This is a genomic window from Myroides phaeus (assembly GCF_009799805.1).
In the GTDB taxonomy this organism is placed as follows: Bacteria; Bacteroidota; Bacteroidia; order Flavobacteriales; family Flavobacteriaceae; genus Flavobacterium; species Flavobacterium phaeum_A.
Genome location: NZ_CP047050.1, coordinates 2,052,979 through 2,070,950, shown reverse-complemented (window position 1 = coordinate 2,070,950; position 17,972 = coordinate 2,052,979). Strand labels below are relative to the sequence as shown.

Here is a 17,972-nt window from a genome sequence, read left to right as displayed (position 1 = left end):
TACCTAAAGATACTCGAAAAATCTAATCCTTTTAAAAACTATATAAATATGTTGTGTTCTAAATCACATCTATTTTTTAGTATGCTCCAATTAAGCCCATCCAACTTGTACCAACTACTAAGTAAACAGCTAATAATAACACACCAATAATAAATCCGTACAACCACCAAGTTTTCAATTCAACATATCCACTACCAAAGAATACTGGAGCCGGACCGTGACCATAGTGAGTTAATGTACCGTAGATAGATCCCATGAAACCTAACATCATTGCTAACAATACTGGAGGAACACCTAACGAAATACCTACACCTAACAAAGCTGCATACATTGCCGCAACGTGAGCAGTAGCACTCGCAAAGATATAGTGACTAAAGAAGTACACGATGACAAGAATTGGGAAAGCATAATGCCAATCCATATCTCCCATCTGACCTTTTACTAAATCACTAAACCATCCGATGAATCCTAATTTGTTTAATGAACTTGCCATCATTACTAATACGGCAAACCATACAATTGTATCCCAAGCACCTTTCTCAGCTTTAACATCTTCCCAAGTTAACACAGAAGTTAACAATAGAATTGCTAAACCAATAAAAGCAGTTGTAGTAGCATCAATTTTAAATAAATCACCTGTAATCCATAAAACTAAAAGAATAACGAATGTGATTAACATTAAGATTTCTGACACTGATAATTTCCCCATTTCTTTTAACTTCTGAGCAGCCATTTTAGGAGCATCAGCAGTTTTCTTTAATTCAGGTGGAAATATTTTATACAAAACAATTGGTGTTATGATGAAAGCAACCAATCCTGGTACAAAACCAGCAGCTGCCCACGACATCCAACTAATGTTTACCCCCATATCAGCAGCGAACTTCTGACACATCGGGTTACTTGCAGTACCTGTTAAGAACATTGAAGATGCGATCAAATTCATGTAATAACAGTTTAATGTCAAGAAAGAACCTAATTTTCTATGAGTTTCTGGTTTAGCTGCATCAGAACCAAAGTTGATAGCCATAGATTTCATAATTGGGTAGATAATACCTCCCCCACGAGCAGTGTTACTTGGAATAGCAGGTGCTAATACTAAATCAGCTAACCCTAATCCGTACGCTAATCCTAATGTACTTTTTCCGAAAATACGGATAAAGATAAAAGCAATACGATTTCCTAATCCTGTTTTAATAAACCCTCTCGCAATAAAGAAAGATATACCAATTAACCAAATTACTTTATCTCCAAAACCACTTAAACTTAAAGCGATTGATTTACCAGGATCACCTGGCGCTAACAATTGGAAAAATGCTGTTAAACCGACTGCCAACATACACATTGTTCCCATTGGGGCAGCCTTTAATATAATTCCTAAAATCGTACTTACGAATATGGCAAATAAGTGCCACGCATCTGGTGTTACTCCTTCTGGAATTGGACAAAACCATAGTAGCACTCCCACTACTAACGTTATCCCTAAACTCTTGATGTTTACTTCTTTCATCGCTAATTATATTTAGCTTTTATAAAAATCTACATTGTAATTGAAGAAATGCAAGGTTTGAATTGTATGTCTTACTATTTTCAATGTTGTGTTTGAAATTGTCAATTTGCATACCTGCTTGAATTCTAACACCGTAGTTTTTCAATACTTCTAAAGTAAGCATTGGAATCCAAGTTTGTCTTGCATTTGAGTTTAATGTACTATTTTCATCTAAGTACTCATAACGACAAGCAAACTCAATTGCGTGAAACGTTTTAGCACCTATTTCATATCTAATATTTGGCACAAAGTAAAAACTCTTTACTTTGTAATCATCAATTGTTGAAGTTAAAGCTGGTGCTCCTTCTACTTTTGATGCATTTAAAGCTTTAAAATATTGCTCGTGGTTAGTAGCTTGTTTAGCTTCTGTTTGGAAATCAATACTCCAACGCTCAGTAATCGGAAGTTTTGCTGTTGCTTCAACTCCTACCGCATACGCTTTTTCTTTATTTACTTCTGCAATACCTCCACTAACACCAACATTTAAGTTGTGTTTTTTGTCAAGGTTAAACAATAATCTACTCGAGTAATTTTTACCGTCGTCATTATCTGTTTTATTCTTACCATTACCATTTGTTACAGAGAAACCGTAGCTCATTGGTACATCTCCTAAATCAACACTACCTGTAATCGCAGCACCAACCTGGAAACTTGTCCATCCTAATCTACCAAAAGTATAGTAAGAGTTTGTATAGTCAATCGATCTAAGTACATCTACAGGCATTGTTTCCTCCATACCAAATAATGGTCTAAACTGTCCAACTGTAATCTGTAAATAACGATTTACTGTATATTTAGCAAACGCGTTCTCTAATACACGAGTACTTACATCTTTTTGTTTGAAGTCGGCAAAGTTAGCTAAAGCAGTAACCTCTAAATTCTTAGTTACTTTAACTCCCATTGACACCCTCATTCTCTTAACGTCAAATGTATTGTGCGTTCCACTTCCATCACTGTGGTGTAAACCATCAATATCAACGTTATTCTTAAAATTCGCTGAAAAACGAGATTGAAAAACACCTCCTACTTTAAACTTAGGAAACTTCTCGTCAACAGGATTCAAAACAATTTTTTCCTCAAATACGGCAACTGTATCAGTTTCAACCTTTTGAGCGAAAGATACCGCGGTACAGCATACTGCTGCACCGACCAATACCTTAAGTTTTAATGTATTATATAGATTTACCATATATAATCTTTTATTTCTTAAACTTTAATAAACTTGCACGGTTGTACTCGTAGTTCATACGTGCAATGTTAAGAACTGAGATCCCTTGTGGACATTCAACCTCACAAGCTTCCGTATTTGAACAGTGTCCAAATCCTTCTTCGTCCATTTGTGCGATCATTCCTAAAGCTCTCTCTTTTCTTTCTTCTTGAGATTGAGGTAGAATAGCCAACTGTGTAATCTTAGCAGACGTAAATAACGCCGCACTACCATTTTTACAAGTTGCCACACAAGCACCACAACCGATACAAGCCGCAGAGTCAAACGCTGCTTCAGCAGTAGCGTGAGATACTGGAATTGTATTTGCTTCAGGAGCTTGTCCTGTGTTTACAGAAACGTATCCTCCAGCAGAAATAATACGGTCAAAAGCACTTCTATCTACTTTTAAATCCTTTTTCACTGGGAATCCATTTGCTCTAAACGGCTCAATCATTACAGTTTCACCATCTTTAAACTCACGCATATGTAATTGACAAGTAGTTGTGTTTTCTAATGGTCCGTGTGCGTTTCCATTAATTACAACACCACATTGCCCACAAATACCCTCACGACAGTCGTGATCAAATTCGATAGGTGCTTCTTTATTTACAATTAACTTTTCGTTTAAAGTATCTAACATTTCTAAGAAAGACATATGTGGGTTCACATTATCTAAAGTATAATCTACAAGTTTACCTTCAGCTTTGCGTCCCGCTTGTCTCCATATTTTAAGATGCAGTTTCATAGACTAATAATTATTTATAACTACGGATAGTTGGTTGTACGAATTCAAATTTCAATTCTTCTTTGTTCAAGATTGGCTCTTTGTCAAGTGAACCTGCCCATTCCCAAGCGGAAATAAACTGGAACTCTTCATCATTACGTTTTGCCTCTCCATCTTCTGTTTGAAACTCTTCTCTAAAGTGAGCTCCACAAGACTCATTTCTTGTTAAAGCATCATAACACATCAATACACCGATTTCAAGATAATCTGCTACTCTTCCTGCTTTCTCTAACTCAGCATTCATTGTATCATTTTCTCCAGGAACGTTTACATTTTTGTAGAATTCCTCTCTTAATTTCTTGATCTCTTCAATCGCAAATGTTAATCCTTCTGCAGTTCTTGCTAAACCACAGTAATCGTACAACAATTTTCCAAGTTTTTTGTGGTAGTAATCTACCGACTTGTCACCTTTAATTTTTAATAAACCTTCCAGTTTATCTTGTGATTCTTTAACCACTTTATCAAACTCAGGGTGATCTGTTGAAATTTTTCCTACTCTAATTTGATCTGCTAAATAGTTAGCAATCGTATAAGGAGCAATAAAATATCCATCTACAGAAGCCTGTAATAAAGAGTTAGCACCTAATCTATTTGCTCCGTGATCCGCAAAGTTTGCTTCTCCTAAAGCGAATAATCCAGGAATAGTAGTCATCAATTCATAATCTACCCATAATCCACCCATTGAGAAGTGGGCAGCTGGAGAAATCATCATTGGTTCTTTGTACGCGTTGATACCTGTAATCTTTTCGTACATTCTGAACAAGTTACCGTATTTCTCAGCAATTTTCTCTTGCCCTTGTTCTCTAATTGCTTTAGAGAAATCTAAGTAAACTGCATTTTTCAAAGCACCTACTCCGTATCCAGCATCAATTCTTTCTTTTGCAGCACGAGATGAAATATCACGAGGTGCTAAGTTTCCGAATGCAGGGTAACGACGCTCTAAGTAGTAATCTCTTTCTTCTTCTGGAATATCATTAGCAACTCTTGTCTCATCAAGTTTTTTAGGAACCCAAATACGACCATCATTACGTAATGACTCAGACATCAACGTTAACTTAGACTGATAATCTCCTGATTGAGGAAGTGATGTAGGGTGAATCTGAGTCCAACTTGGAGAAGCAAAGAAAGCTCCTTTTTTGTGTGCTCTCCAGATTGCAGAACCATTACATCCCATTGCTAAAGTAGATAAGTAGTAAATTTTACCAAATCCTCCAGTAGCTAATACTACAGCGTGCGCTGCGTGTTTTTCAATTTCACCAGTTTCTAAGTTACGTACTACAACTCCTCTTGCTTTTCCGTCAATAACAACTAAGTCAAGCATTTCGTGAGATGTGAATAACTCTACTGATTTTTTATTTACTTGGCGCATTAACGCTTGATAAGTACCTAAAAGTAATTGTTGTCCCGTTTGTCCACGTGCATAGAACGTTCTACTTACCTGTACTCCACCGAACGATCTATTATTTAAATATCCACCATATTCTCTACCAAAAGGAACCCCTTGTGCTACAGATTGGTCTATTAAGTTTAGAGAACACTCTGCTAAACGATATACGTTTGCTTCACGAGCTCTAAAATCTCCTCCTTTTAATGTATCCATAAACATACGGTAAACACTATCACCGTCGTTTTTGTAGTTTTTAGCAGCATTCACCCCACCTTGAGCTGCAACAGAGTGCGCACGACGAGGAGTATCTTGGAAACAGAATGACTTAACATTATATCCCATTTCACCTAAAGATGCCGCAACAGAACTACCTGCTAAACCAGTTCCAATTACAATAACATCTAATTTTTTTCTATTCGCTGGGTTTACCAAACGAGCAGTTTTTTTATAGTTTGCCCATTTATCTTCTAATGGACCTTGAGGTATTTTTGCATCTAATTTCATCACAACAACGTATTAATTAGTTAAATAAATATAAATTGGCATTAAGGCAAAACCTGCACATATTACGATAGAATAAATAATACCGAATACGTTAACCCAACGTACATACTTAGGGTGGAATAATCCAAGAGTTCTAATTCCACTTGTAATTCCGTGAATTAAGTGATAGCACAATGCAATCATTGCGATTACATAAAGTACAACCAACCATAATTGTTGGAATGCAACTCTAACAACTTCGTATAAATCTTTGTTTCCGTTTGCGTCAAGCGTGATAGATCCAAATTTGTATACATACCAAAAGTTTGCAAAGTGCATTACAAGGAAAATAAGAACAATTGATCCAAGTACACCCATACTTCTGCTGTACCATTTACTTGCTCTACCTCTATTATCCTTTTTATACGATCCACCTGCTGCCTTATTTTTCATTGTTATTATCAACGCATATACTGCGTGTCCAATAATAGACAAGTAAAGAATATAGGAAACAGCCTTAACTAATGGATTTCCTGTTAAAAAATGAGAATAAGCATTGAAGCTTAATCTTGCCTCTTCTGGCTCTAAAAATAATTGTGTATTCCCTAAACAATGGATTAGTAGGAAAAAACACAAAAATAATCCTGTCGCAGCCATTACAATCTTACGTGAGAGTGTGTTCATTTTGATAACTGTTTAAAATAAATAAATGCTTTAATTTTATCTTTCTATAATTCGAAGTTATAAAGGTACAGTGTAAAAAGGTCAAAAAAAATGATAATTATCACAACTTTTAAAGACTCAACACTTTTAACTTTTTAATACCAAAAATTAGAAAAAGAGTAATAGAATACTTTCCATAAATAAAACTATCAAATATTTTTAACAAACAATGCGTGTTTTAAGTAATATTTTGGACAATTTTAATTTATAGAACCAATATAAATAACTACACATCGATTCTATCATTTAGCATTTAATAAATAATCGTGCCAAACTCTTTTTTTATATAGTAAAAATGCCTCTCCAAGATGCTTTAAACTCTATTTATTTTTAATCTAAGTTATTTAACATATCGCTTCACCTCTTTTTAGTTTTTTTTCTACTAATACCTACTTATAACACCATTATTGCGGTAAATTATACCTAACAATTGCGCTATAAATACTCATAAATAACCAACAATAAAAGCTATTCATTTACATACCAATAAGTTACAACAAATAATAAAAATAAAACGAAATGTCTTTGCCTAATTTCACATTTCTATCAACACTTTTTTATCTTAAGAACTTCTTTAAAATAATAAAACTGTCTTATCTCTTATCTTAACACAATTATAAAAATCAAATATTTGCCAAATTCTATATTATCTATATTTTTTTTAACAATACCCCCTTATTAAAAGCAATCTCTCTTATAAAAAACACAACAATTGTTTCGATGCTCAAAAAGAGTAAAAAACATTGTGTGTTCTCCTATTTTTTAAGTTATTGTAATACTATTTTAAAATCGTAAATAATATGATTCGCCTTCTTACTTCTGCCGACTTGCCTCAGGCGGTAACTGTACTTCAAGCGGTAAAAAAACATATGATTGAGCAGGGTATTGATCAATGGGATGAAGAATATCCTACACCAGAAATACTTGCCAACGACATACTGAACAAACAGGCGTTTGCGTATTTCGAACAGGATAAGCTTATTGCTTATATGGTTTTGAATGAGTTATGCGATTCGGAATACGATGATGTACAATGGCAATACGCCCCTCCTTTCTTAGTGATGCACAGACTTTTTGTGTGTCCATCGCAACAAGGAAAGGGTATCTCGTCTAAAATGCTCGCTTTTGTAGAGCAATACGCTAAGCAACAACACTACAATAGTATTCGCTTTGATACGTATGCTAAGAATCCAACGGCAAATGCAGTGTACACAAAGAAAAACTACCGCTTTGCTGGTACGGTAACTTTCTCAAAAGGACTATTTAATTGCTTTGAGAAACAACTTTAATCGCAAAATAACACCAAGGTGGACAGGTTGAATACGTATCTTCCTTGCTAAAAATACAAGCATTAAAAAAGGGAATATACAACCAATGCATATTCCCTTTGTCTTATATAACAAGGAGCAAATTACTGCTCATCTCTTTTATACTCACGCTTTCCTGATAAGTTCGCTCCTGATGTACTACTCAGTTGTAAGAAGATTAAACTTGACAATACTGTCAATAATCCCATAACTAAAAACGTGTATCTAAATACGGCAATTCCATCTCCTGCATTCCCCACGCCACTGTTTTGAAATATCATCAAGAACATAGCAGATAACGAAATTCCCAAGCTAATTGCCAATTGTTGGGTTACAGATAGCAAGCTATTTCCTTCACTTGAGGTTTCATTGTCCAAATCTGCCAGTGATATCGTGTTCATTGAGGTAAATTGAACGGCGTTAAAAGCACCATTCAACGCCATTAGTATAATGATTACCCAAAATGGCGTGTTCTTCGTAATAAAGAAAAACACCGATATCAATAGTCCAAGGCAAATCGTATTGGTTACCAAGGTTCTTCTATAGCCAAATCGCTTTACAATTGGCACTACAAAATTACGGGAGATAAGGTTTGACAACGCTTGCGGAATCATCATTAATCCTGCGTAAAAAGCAGAATATCCATAGCCTACTTGTAATAATAGTGGCACCATTAACGGCATTCCTCCTATTCCAAAACGCGTTATCAAGTTACCTACTAAACCTACTCTCAACGTGGTAATTTTAAACAAACTCAACGCAATAATTGGTGCTATTGCACGTCTGGCGTGGTATATATAACCGATGATAAAGCTGATTGCCAAAGCAAATAAGAATAGTAACTTAACCACAGACATCTCTGGTGCATTCCATCTTTCAATTACCAAAGTTAATGCAGTCAATCCCCCACTCAACATCACCCATCCCCACAAATCAAACTTTCCTACTTTGTTGGTGAAGTTTGGAATAATTGATCGCGCTACAATAACAGCGATAATTCCAACGGGTAAATTGATAAGGAAAATCCAATGCCACGACAACTTCTCTACTAAAAATCCCCCTGCTGTAGGTCCTAACATCGGTCCGACTAAAGCGGGAATGGTAATAAAGTTTATCACTTTTAGCAATTGATCTTTCGGATAAGCGTATATCAGTGTTAATCGCGCTACTGGCACCATCATCGAACCGCCTATGGCTTGAAATATTCGCGACATAATCAATTCGTCTAAATTGCGTGAAAGCGAACAAAACAACGAACCTAAAGTAAACAAGGTTACGGCTAAAATGAAAATGCGCTTGGTTCCAAACCTATCTGCCAGCCAACCACTCAGCGGTATCAGCAAGGCAACTGTAAGCGTGTAGGACACAATAACACTCTGCATTTCCAATGGCGACTCGCCTAAACTCTTGGCAATGGAAGGTAGTCCTGTATTTAGAATTGTACCGTCTAATGCTTGCATAAAAATTGCCAAAGCACCTAACCACGGTAAATATTTTTGTATTCTCGGATCTTTTATAACTCCTGCCTCCATATCTTAATTCTCTTTTCCGGTTTATAACAATTTACGAGTAATACCCTACTTGTTTAGGCAACAAATAAACAGACCTATTAAGTCAGGTCAACACAGAAAAACAAAAACGTACAAAGTAAACAACACCTCTGTTTTCCTTTGTTTATCACTCGATTGCAAAGATAAGACAATCGCAGAAAACAGATAAAAAGTCCCATTTCCAACTTGACGTATTTTCGTGTTAAAATTTATGTCATTACTTTTTACAACCTTCCTTTTATCGGAGATATGTATTTTAAATCTATACTTTTTCAGTATTTGGTAAATCTACCTCCTCAATCCAATTATTTATCATTTCTCGCCCTTGTTCTGTCATAAACGACTCAGGGTGAAACTGAATTCCTTTGATATCATACTCTCGATGTGCAATTCCCATTACCACACCCTCTGCACTTAAGGCAGTTACCACAAGCGGATCCGCAATTGTCTCTTTGTCTAACGCCCAAGAATGGTATAGTCCAACTACAATAGGCGATGTTAGCTGTTGAAACAACACCTCCTCTGTTTGCAAAGTCAGTTTGCTTTGTTTTCCGTGATAAACCAAAGGTAGATTAACTAAAGTAGCCCCAAAATACTCCCCAATAGTTTGGTGACCAAGGCAAACCCCAAGTATGGGTTTAACGCCTTTAAAACGCGTAATAATGTCAAATAAGATGGGATAGGAACGAGGAACATCAGGTCCTGGTGATAGCACAATCTTGTCAAAAGTGTCTAACTGTTCTAAGGTAACTTCGTCATTTTTTAAAACAGTTATTTGACAATGAGGATTTTCGTCAAATAGTTGGTATAAATTGTACGTAAACGAATCGTGGTTGTCTATTATTACAATTTGTTTGGGCTGACTCATAAACAATTTTGTACTTTTGAATTTTAAATTTGACTTGATTATTATGCCGCTCAAAGATACGATTATCTCACAAATGAATACACTTGGATCTGATAGAAAACCTTTTCTATTTATCCTGAGTTTTGACGGTAATCACGGCTTGGTAAAACCATTGGAGGACATCAGTGCAAACGAGGTGCTTTTTGACTTTAACGGGGTTAGTAATGCCGATATAAACACCCCAACTTCTACTGTGGCATTAGAAGCTAATCCGCTTTCTTTTGAGGCATATAAAGAGCAATTTGACTATGTACACGACCAACTTCAAATTGGTAATTCATACTTAACTAACCTGACAATTCAGACTCCAATTGCCCTAAAGGGAACATTGCAAGAGGTATTTTATAGTACAAAAGCAAAATACAGATTATGTGTAAACGAACAATTTGTATGCTTTTCTCCTGAAATATTTGTGCAAATTAAAGCTGATAAAATCTTTTCTTTTCCTATGAAGGGAACGATTAAAGCCGACTTGCCAAATGCGGCGGAGCAATTGTTAAACGATGACAAGGAAACAGCGGAACACTACACTATTGTTGATTTAATACGCAACGACCTCAACATTGTTTCTAAGAAAGTAAAGGTAAATCGCTTTCGTTATTTAGACCGATTGGAAACCTCTAAAGGGGCTATTCTACAAATGAGCTCTGAAATTAGTGGCGAACTAACGAGTGATTGGCATCAGCGCATTGGCGATATTTTTAACAGCTTACTTCCAGCGGGTTCTATTACGGGGTCGCCTAAGGAAAGTACGGTTAATATCATACAAACGGCTGAAACATACGAGCGCAACTACTATACAGGTATTTGTGGTATATACGACGGAAAGTCTATTGACAGCGCTGTGATGATTCGCTTTATAGAGAAACAACAAGATAACTACGTGTATAAAAGTGGTGGCGGAATCACCTCATCAAGTGAGGTTAGAAAAGAATATGAAGAGCTGCTACAAAAGATTTATATTCCTAAGTAAATAATTTATCTGGGGCTAAATTCTCCTTTTTTCCAAAAAATAAAAAACACTTAATCCCTTATTACACAAGGCTTACAGGAGTTTTATGCGTACCTCGTACTACACAAGTACCACACAAATACCACACATCTTCGAGAAATACCCCCTATTTCCTAAGTAATCCGGAGCATATCTCGAACCTGTCTCGAACATGGTACGTTTAAAACTACTCTAATTCTCTCTATTGATATGCATTATCTTAGGTTGCCTTATTTTCTGTTCTACAACTTCCCCTATCACTACCCTTTTTTTACTTTTTGAGTTATATCTCTTAAAAACAACATATTACAACGATTACTTCAATTTCACCCCCTTCTATCGCAATGGACTTTGCTATATTCTCAATAAACGCAATAAAAAGCAGGAGATTCTATTAGAAAATTACAGAATATCATCAATAACAAACTCATTCATAGGAATTTAATTTTTATTCTATACTTACTTTTGTGTATATTACGCTTACCAAAAACTAATTAAGAATGAAAGATTTGTATAAAAAAATCGGTGAGCTTCTCATCGAGCAGGATTTTAATGCCCTGCACGATCTAAAAATCGAAAAGCCCGACTACTTCAACTGGGTACAGGAGGTGTATGAGGATATTCACGTACAAGAAACGCCAGACAAAACGGCTTTGCTGTGGACTGATGGCGAGGTTACGCATCATTACACTTTTAAAACACTTTACAACAGATATAACCAATTGATTAATTTCTTGCGTACAAAAGGTATTCAGCAAGGAGATGTGGTGTTGACACAAATGATGTTGCAACGCATTAACTGGGTAACGCATTTAGCGGCTATTAAAGCGGGATATGCGCTATCGCCTGCCGCAAGTATTTTGGGCGTACAAGACTTGGCATATCGCTTTGAAAAGATTATGCCTAAGGTGATTCTTGCCGATAGTGATAACGTTGAAAAAATAGACGAAGCTGAACGAGTTTCTGGGGTAAAAGTACCCGTTAAAATTATTGTTGACGGACAACGCGAGGGGTGGTATCCGCTTACTGTGATTGATGAGCAACCGACAGAAAGCGAAGGGGCTAAAACAAAACCTGATGATACACTGTTTATGTTCTTTACCTCTGGAACTACGGGAATGCCTAAAATTGTTTGTCACACCCAATTAAGTCAGCCTTTAGGACATTTAACAACAACGGCTTGGATTGGGGTTACGAAAAACGATATCCATTATAATATTTCTCAACCGGGATGGGGTAAATTCGCTTGGAGTAGTTTATTTGCACCGTGGAATGTTGGGGCTACTATCTTTGCTTTTCACACCAAAGAGCGCTTTAGTGCGGCAAAAACATTGTCGCTAATAGAGAAATATAAGATTACTACTTTGTGTGCACCTCCCACGGTACTACGCTTTTTTATTCAAGAGGATTTGAAAAAGTACAACTTCAGCTTGAGACAGTGCGTTGCAGCTGGGGAACCTCTAAACCCGGAGATTATTGAGGAGTGGAAAGAGGCAACGGGTATTTTAGTTAGGGATGGTTTTGGACAGACCGAAAGTACATGTATGGTAGCAAACTACCCTAACGCTAAAGTGAAATACGGCTCAATGGGAAAACCTACTTTCTTATATGATATTGTGATTGCGGATGAGGACGGTCGTGAAGTACCGACAAACGAAGAAGGAAATATCTGTGTGCGCACAAACACCACTCAGTTAAACGGAATTTTTAAAGAGTATTTATACGATAAGGAGAAACAAGCACAGGTGTTTAACCACAACTTGTACTATACGGGTGATAAAGCCTATAAGGACGAGGATGGCTACATCTGGTTTATCGGAAGGGATGACGATGTTATCAAAGCGTCAGACTATCGAATCGGACCGTTTGAAGTGGAGAGTGTACTTCTTGAACACACGGCTATTATTGAATCAGCAGTAGTGGCAAGTCCACATCCAGTCAAGGGATACGAGGTTAAAGCCTTTGTGATTATCAACGATACAGCAACGGCTTCAAACGAATTGGCACAAGAGATATTTGCGTTTAGTCGCCAAAACTTAGCGCCTTATAAAATGCCGCGCAAAATAGAGTTTGTTACTGAATTACCGAAAACGGTGAGTGGAAAAATCAAACGCGTAGAACTGCGTGCTTTACAAGCAGAACGCATTGCGAAGAAACAGGCGGTTCCAATGGAATTTGACTATGTAAAATAAAAGTAAAAGGGGCTGTCTTGCTATATGAGACAGCCCCTTTTTCGTATTAATTATTTATCACTTCTTATTCTAATGAAAAACTGATAGATACAGTTGATGTAACTTCAATTTCTCCAACTGCTAATGTTTCTTTCATCTCATCAACACTTGCGCTTTTCATCATATACATCGGACGTACAATTGGCGCATCGTAAGACGTACCATCTGATACAAGAATTGCCTTTCCTACCTTTTGTCCTAATGCATTCGCGTAATCTGTTGCTTTTTGTTTTGCCTCTTTTACGGCTAACGTACGCGCTTCTGTTTCGTAGCTTGCTGCTTTTGAAGATGTAAACTCTACTCCGTCAATTCTGTTGATTCCCAAATCCATCAACCCCGTCATTACTTTCTCATATTTGCTGATATCATCAAGAGAAATAGTCAATGTTTGTGAAGCTTGAAAGTAGTCTTTCTTCTCTTCATAATCTCTTGACTTGTATAAATTAACGCGTTGCGTTTGAATTTGTTTATCGTCTATTTTTAAGCTTTTTGCGTATTTGATAACCTTAGCAATAACAACGTCATTTGCTTTTTTAGCGCTATTAGCGTCGTCTGCTTTGTTATCAACACCAATGCGGATACTAACCTTATCTGGTGTAACACTTACTTTTCCTATTCCGTTTACTTGTACTTGTGGAACAACTACTCCTTGGTGGTTTTGTGCCACAATTGCTGTTGTTGTCATCAATAATGACGCGAACATAATTCCTGCATTTCTCATACTATTTTTCTTTTTCTTGTTTACAAATGTATCCAAATTAGAAAGCCATAGGAGTTTCGGAATCATAAATATTCTCTAAATTTTCTATCGTATCCTTTTGTTTTTATACATCCCCACTAAAATTAAAACAGGAATTAACAATATTGCGATCAACTTATACTCTGCTTGAAGTAGCACAGGATATTTCAGTAAAATCAACACTAAACCAGCTATAGCCCCTCCTATATGTGCTGTATGCCCTATTCCATCGTTGTTTTTCTTCATTCCGTAGATTGAATACAGCAAGTATCCTACCGCAAAAGCGTAAGCAGGAATTGGAATTGGGATAAAGAACAAATACAAACTCATATCTGGATTTAACAAAATAGACGCATATAACACTCCCATAATTGCTCCTGATGCCCCTACTGCTCTATAGTTTGGTTGATTTTTAAAGAATTGATATGTCAATACATTTCCAACCACTAAACTCACCAAGTAGATTAGCACAAAATAAAGTACTCCTGACGTAAATATGATGATATCTGCAAAGAAATACAGCGTAAGCATATTAAACATAAAGTGCATCCAATCGGCGTGTAAAAACCCAGAAGTAAAGAATCTATGTTTTTCCCCAGCGTTAATGCGACTGATGTCAAAACAATACTTGTTGAAAAAACTAAAGTCATTCAACCCTTTATACGTTACCAACCCATTTAAAGCTATAATGATTAGAACAATTGTAGATATATCCATATTTTAAAGATTTTGATAAAAATAAGAATTAAGCCGAACTCAAACGTATATTTGCGTAAGAATATTCGAATCGAGTATCTTTGCACCAAAGTAAGACCTATGAATTTTATCGTTTACATCCTTATATATCCCCTTTTATGGCTTGTTTCTAAACTGCCTTTTCCTGTATTTTACTTTATATCAGACTGTTTTTATGTACTGCTATACCGCATTGTGGGGTACAGAAAAAAGACCGTACGTGAAAACATTCGTATGACTATGCCAGAGCTGTCTGATGAAGAAGTGAAAAAGATTGAAAAAGAATCGTTTAGACATTTATGCGACATCTTCTTAGAGATGATCAAACCACTTACTGTATCTGAAAAAGAACTGGCAAAACGCTATAAATTCACCAATGTAGAAGCGATTCACGAAGTAGAAAAACAAGGAAAAAGTGTTATGTTATTTTGTGCACATTACGCCAATTGGGAATGGATGATTATCTTAGACAAATTCGTTGCATACAAAGGATATGCTGTCTATAAAAAAATCAATAATCCGCATTTTGACAATCTAATTAAGCGTATTCGCGCTCGTTTTGGAACAACATTAGTTGAAATGAAAGAGACAATTCGCCTTATTCGTCAAAATGAAGTAAGCAAAAAACACGGTATATACGCTTTTATCAGTGACCAATCGCCTATGGTGAGTCAGGCTAACTACTGGCAAGAGTTTATGGGTATTGAAGTTCCTGTGTTTACGGGTGGTGAAGCCTTGTGCAAAAAGTTTGATATGGTGCCGATGTACTTAAAAGTAGAATACATCAAACGAGGGCATTACCAAGCTACCTTTGTTCCCCTAAGTGCTGAAGGTGAAAATGTAAAAGAGATACCAAATTACGAATTGTCTAACCGATTCTTACAAGAGGTTGAAAAGTCGATTAGAGAAGCTCCTTCCTACTATTTCTGGACACATAAACGTTGGAAACACAGAGGAAAGAAACCTAAAAATATCAAGTAGTTATAAAGTGTAGTATTAGTTCGAAAGATTTATCTTATTTTCGATTTAATATTACACTTTTTAATTTATAAGTATATGCCTTTTATTCAAAAGACAATCAAGTTTACTGCCTTCGCTGTGGCTACCCTTGTGGGTATCCTACTACTATATATGCTATTAGCCAGGGTGTTATCAAGTATAACAGTCAATAAAACCCCCGTTGATACAACTGATATTACTATCTATTTATCGACTAATGGTATGCACACTGATTTTGTGCTTCCTATTCAATCTGAGTTCATCGATTGGAGTAAGGAGATTGAATTTTCTGCAACTAAAGGGCAAGCTACCAACTATAATTACGTGGCGATTGGTTGGGGAGATAAAGGGTTCTTTTTAGATGTAGAAGACTGGTCAAGCGTAAAACCAGGTATTGCATTGAATGCTGCATTTGGATTGGGTTCTACAGCTATGCACACCACTTTTTTGAGAAATGCCATTGAAGATGATCATTTTAAAAAAGTACGTATTTCTAAAGAACAATATCAAAAGCTTATCGCCTATATCCAACAATCGTTTAAAAGAAACGAGCAAGGAGAGATTATACAAATTGTGACAGATAAGGTGTACGGACAAAACGATGCCTTTTACGTAGCTACGGAAGTTATAGCTTTGTTTACACTTGTAATTCGTGGGCTAATGAAGGATTGAAAAAGGCGGGAATGAAAGCCTGTTTATGGACTCCCTTCCAGGAAGGCATCTTTAGGAAGTATTGATAAAAACAGAAGCTAAACCACTAAAACAACCTCTTAATCCCTAATAATAAGTTAATTATCGCTTTTTAATTCGCATTTTATGGTTTTCCGTAACGAATAACAAACATAACAATCTACCTTTGGCACTTGGTATGAAAGAAAATTGTTTGTTATTTTCATTTTGAATCAACTATTACAAATATTACTTACAAAAAAAGGGAACAAGTACTTGTTCCCTTTTATATTTTAAAAAAGTGTGCTGTAATTAAATACCAGCAATAACTTTTAATTCTTCAATCATACGAATAGCTAAGCTATCAGCGTCTGCTTGTGTTCCTGCTTCTGTATAAATACGGATAATAGGCTCAGTATTTGATTTTCTCAAATGTACCCAAGAAGTTGGGAAGTCAATCTTAACTCCGTCAATTGTAGATACGTCTTGATCACTGTAGTTCTCAGCGATTTGCTCTAAAATCATATCAACATTTAACTTAGGAGTAAGTTCAATCTTGTTTTTACTCATATAATACTGAGGGTAAGATGCTCTTAATTCAGCCACAGTCATATCTAAATTAGATAAATGTGTTAAGAATAAAGCAACTCCAACAATAGAATCACGTCCGTAGTGAATTTCTGGATAGATGATACCACCATTACCTTCACCACCAATGATAGCGTTAGTCGCTTTCATCAACTCAACAACGTTTACTTCTCCAACTGCAGATGCGTTGTACTCTCCGTTGTGTTTATTTGTAATATCGCGCAATGCACGAGAAGATGATAAGTTAGATACTGTATTACCTGGTGTTTTACTTAATACGTAATCAGCCACAGCAACTAAAGTGTACTCCTCACCAAACATTTCTCCGTCGTTAGAAATGAAAGCAAGTCTATCCACATCCGGGTCAACAACAACACCGAAGTCTGCTTTTTCTTTCTTCACTAACTCACAGATATCTTGTAAGTGTTCTTTTAATGGTTCTGGATTGTGAGGGAAGTGTCCGTTTGGCTCACAGTATAATTCCACTACTTCAACTCCTAAACGTCTTAATAACGCAGGAATAATGATTCCTCCTGACGAGTTTACAGCATCAACAACCACTTTAAACTTACGTGCTTTGATTGCCTCAACGTCAACTAATTTTAAGTTAAGTACCTCTTCTATATGTAAGTCCATATAGTTGTCTTTGTACTCTATAGTTCCTAAATTATCAACTTCTGCAAAGTCAAAAGCTTCTTTTTCTGCTAACTCTAAAATAGTTTGTCCTTCAGCTCCGCTTAAGAATTCCCCTTTTGCATTTAACAACTTCAACGCATTCCATTGTTTTGGATTGTGAGACGCCGTTAAAATAATACCACCATCAGCTTTCTCCATTGGTACAGCTACTTCAACAGTAGGTGTTGTAGATAGACCTAAGTCAATCACGTGAATACCTAAACCTACAAGCGTATTGACAACTAAATTATGAATCATTGGCCCTGAAATACGCGCATCTCTACCGATTACAACCTTAAGTTCTTCCTTGTTTGATGAGTTCTTTAAAAAAGTACCATAAGCAGATGCAAACTTAACAGCATCAATAGGAGTTAAGTTATCCCCTACTTTTCCACCAATAGTCCCTCGTATTCCTGAGATAGATTTAATCAATGTCATAACTAAAATTTTA

At 36.2% G+C, this 17,972-nt stretch carries 14 protein-coding genes and 1 pseudogene; 5 read left to right on the top strand and 10 right to left on the bottom strand.

Annotated elements, in window-relative coordinates:
- Positions 1 to 76 precede the first annotated feature (76 nt).
- Genes GQS07_RS09255 through GQS07_RS09235 form a run of 5 tightly spaced genes read right to left on the bottom strand, consistent with a single transcriptional unit; the run spans position 77 to position 6,091 of the window.
- Positions 77 to 1,507 carry an anion permease gene (locus GQS07_RS09255; RefSeq protein WP_158210543.1) on the bottom strand — a complete coding sequence of 477 codons (1,431 nt, stop codon included), beginning with the start codon at positions 1,505 to 1,507 and terminating at the stop codon, positions 77 to 79.
- 19 nt (positions 1,508 to 1,526) lie between these two features.
- Positions 1,527 to 2,735, bottom strand: a complete 1,209-nt coding sequence (locus GQS07_RS09250; RefSeq protein ID WP_158210542.1) for a porin — start codon at positions 2,733 to 2,735, stop codon at positions 1,527 to 1,529.
- Between the two features lie 10 nt (positions 2,736 to 2,745).
- Positions 2,746 to 3,498, bottom strand: coding sequence for a succinate dehydrogenase/fumarate reductase iron-sulfur subunit (locus GQS07_RS09245; RefSeq protein ID WP_158210541.1), 753 nt, complete (start codon positions 3,496 to 3,498; stop codon positions 2,746 to 2,748).
- A 10-nt stretch (positions 3,499 to 3,508) separates the two neighbouring features.
- Entirely contained in the window at positions 3,509 to 5,428 is a 1,920-nt protein-coding gene (locus tag GQS07_RS09240; RefSeq protein ID WP_158210540.1) for a fumarate reductase/succinate dehydrogenase flavoprotein subunit, read from the bottom strand.
- A gap of 12 nt (positions 5,429 to 5,440) precedes the next feature.
- A complete protein-coding gene (locus GQS07_RS09235; RefSeq protein ID WP_158210539.1) occupies positions 5,441 to 6,091 on the bottom strand; it encodes a succinate dehydrogenase cytochrome b subunit in 651 nt (216 codons plus the stop codon).
- A gap of 839 nt (positions 6,092 to 6,930) precedes the next feature.
- Here GQS07_RS09235 and GQS07_RS09230 point away from each other — a divergent pair.
- Positions 6,931 to 7,419 (top strand): GNAT family N-acetyltransferase, encoded by a 489-nt coding sequence (locus GQS07_RS09230; RefSeq protein ID WP_158210538.1) that lies wholly within the window; start codon positions 6,931 to 6,933, stop codon positions 7,417 to 7,419.
- 122 nt (positions 7,420 to 7,541) lie between these two features.
- On the opposite strand, the gene mdtD is transcribed toward GQS07_RS09230, so the two are convergent.
- Both mdtD and GQS07_RS09220 read right to left on the bottom strand, forming a co-directional pair.
- On the bottom strand, positions 7,542 to 8,969 hold the full coding sequence (mdtD, locus tag GQS07_RS09225; protein ID WP_158210537.1) for a multidrug transporter subunit MdtD: 1,428 nt from the start codon (positions 8,967 to 8,969) through the stop codon (positions 7,542 to 7,544).
- Positions 8,970 to 9,249: 280 nt separating this feature from the next.
- Positions 9,250 to 9,855 carry an anthranilate synthase component II gene (locus GQS07_RS09220; RefSeq protein ID WP_158210536.1) on the bottom strand — a complete coding sequence of 202 codons (606 nt, stop codon included), beginning with the start codon at positions 9,853 to 9,855 and terminating at the stop codon, positions 9,250 to 9,252.
- Between the two features lie 43 nt (positions 9,856 to 9,898).
- Here GQS07_RS09220 and GQS07_RS09215 point away from each other — a divergent pair, with 43 nt between their 5' ends.
- Positions 9,899 to 10,867, top strand: coding sequence for an aminodeoxychorismate synthase component I (locus GQS07_RS09215; protein ID WP_158211359.1), 969 nt, complete (start codon positions 9,899 to 9,901; stop codon positions 10,865 to 10,867).
- A 518-nt stretch (positions 10,868 to 11,385) separates the two neighbouring features.
- Positions 11,386 to 13,077 carry an acyl-CoA synthetase gene (locus GQS07_RS09210; protein WP_158210535.1) on the top strand — a complete coding sequence of 564 codons (1,692 nt, stop codon included), beginning with the start codon at positions 11,386 to 11,388 and terminating at the stop codon, positions 13,075 to 13,077.
- Positions 13,078 to 13,141: 64 nt separating this feature from the next.
- Here the strand turns inward: GQS07_RS09210 and GQS07_RS09205 are convergent, their stop codons facing one another.
- Together GQS07_RS09205 and GQS07_RS09200 are read right to left on the bottom strand one after the other, a co-directional pair.
- Positions 13,142 to 13,903, bottom strand: coding sequence for an SIMPL domain-containing protein (locus tag GQS07_RS09205; protein WP_233269254.1), 762 nt, complete (start codon positions 13,901 to 13,903; stop codon positions 13,142 to 13,144).
- An 18-nt stretch (positions 13,904 to 13,921) separates the two neighbouring features.
- On the bottom strand, positions 13,922 to 14,572 hold the full coding sequence (locus GQS07_RS09200; RefSeq protein WP_158210534.1) for a rhomboid family intramembrane serine protease: 651 nt from the start codon (positions 14,570 to 14,572) through the stop codon (positions 13,922 to 13,924).
- 99 nt (positions 14,573 to 14,671) lie between these two features.
- On the opposite strand from GQS07_RS09200, the gene GQS07_RS09195 reads away from it, so the two are divergent.
- Together GQS07_RS09195 and GQS07_RS09190 are read left to right on the top strand one after the other, a co-directional pair.
- Complete coding sequence (locus GQS07_RS09195) at positions 14,672 to 15,571, top strand: lysophospholipid acyltransferase family protein (protein WP_158210533.1); 900 nt, start codon at positions 14,672 to 14,674, stop codon at positions 15,569 to 15,571.
- Positions 15,572 to 15,646: 75 nt separating this feature from the next.
- Positions 15,647 to 16,326 (top strand): annotated as a pseudogene (locus GQS07_RS09190) (TIGR02117 family protein).
- A gap of 244 nt (positions 16,327 to 16,570) precedes the next feature.
- Here the strand turns inward: GQS07_RS09190 and glmM are convergent.
- On the bottom strand, positions 16,571 to 17,959 hold the full coding sequence (gene glmM, locus GQS07_RS09185) for a phosphoglucosamine mutase (protein WP_158210532.1): 1,389 nt from the start codon (positions 17,957 to 17,959) through the stop codon (positions 16,571 to 16,573).
- Positions 17,960 to 17,972 lie beyond the last annotated feature (13 nt).

Bases quoted from the DNA above. Each gene is read 5' to 3' on its own strand.
- GQS07_RS09255 (WP_158210543.1), bottom strand. From the start codon at position 1,507: ATGAAAGAAGTAAACATCAAGAGTTTAGGGATAACGTTAGTAGTGGGA.
- GQS07_RS09250 (WP_158210542.1), bottom strand. From the start codon at position 2,735: ATGGTAAATCTATATAATACATTAAAACTTAAGGTATTGGTCGGTGCA.
- GQS07_RS09245 (WP_158210541.1), bottom strand. From the start codon at position 3,498: ATGAAACTGCATCTTAAAATATGGAGACAAGCGGGACGCAAAGCTGAA.
- GQS07_RS09240 (WP_158210540.1), bottom strand. From the start codon at position 5,428: ATGAAATTAGATGCAAAAATACCTCAAGGTCCATTAGAAGATAAATGG.
- GQS07_RS09235 (WP_158210539.1), bottom strand. From the start codon at position 6,091: ATGAACACACTCTCACGTAAGATTGTAATGGCTGCGACAGGATTATTT.
- GQS07_RS09230 (WP_158210538.1), top strand. From the start codon at position 6,931: ATGATTCGCCTTCTTACTTCTGCCGACTTGCCTCAGGCGGTAACTGTA.
- mdtD (WP_158210537.1), bottom strand. From the start codon at position 8,969: ATGGAGGCAGGAGTTATAAAAGATCCGAGAATACAAAAATATTTACCG.
- GQS07_RS09220 (WP_158210536.1), bottom strand. From the start codon at position 9,855: ATGAGTCAGCCCAAACAAATTGTAATAATAGACAACCACGATTCGTTT.
- GQS07_RS09215 (WP_158211359.1), top strand. From the start codon at position 9,899: ATGCCGCTCAAAGATACGATTATCTCACAAATGAATACACTTGGATCT.
- GQS07_RS09210 (WP_158210535.1), top strand. From the start codon at position 11,386: ATGAAAGATTTGTATAAAAAAATCGGTGAGCTTCTCATCGAGCAGGAT.
- GQS07_RS09205 (WP_233269254.1), bottom strand. From the start codon at position 13,903: ATGATTCCGAAACTCCTATGGCTTTCTAATTTGGATACATTTGTAAAC.
- GQS07_RS09200 (WP_158210534.1), bottom strand. From the start codon at position 14,572: ATGGATATATCTACAATTGTTCTAATCATTATAGCTTTAAATGGGTTG.
- GQS07_RS09195 (WP_158210533.1), top strand. From the start codon at position 14,672: ATGAATTTTATCGTTTACATCCTTATATATCCCCTTTTATGGCTTGTT.
- glmM (WP_158210532.1), bottom strand. From the start codon at position 17,959: ATGACATTGATTAAATCTATCTCAGGAATACGAGGGACTATTGGTGGA.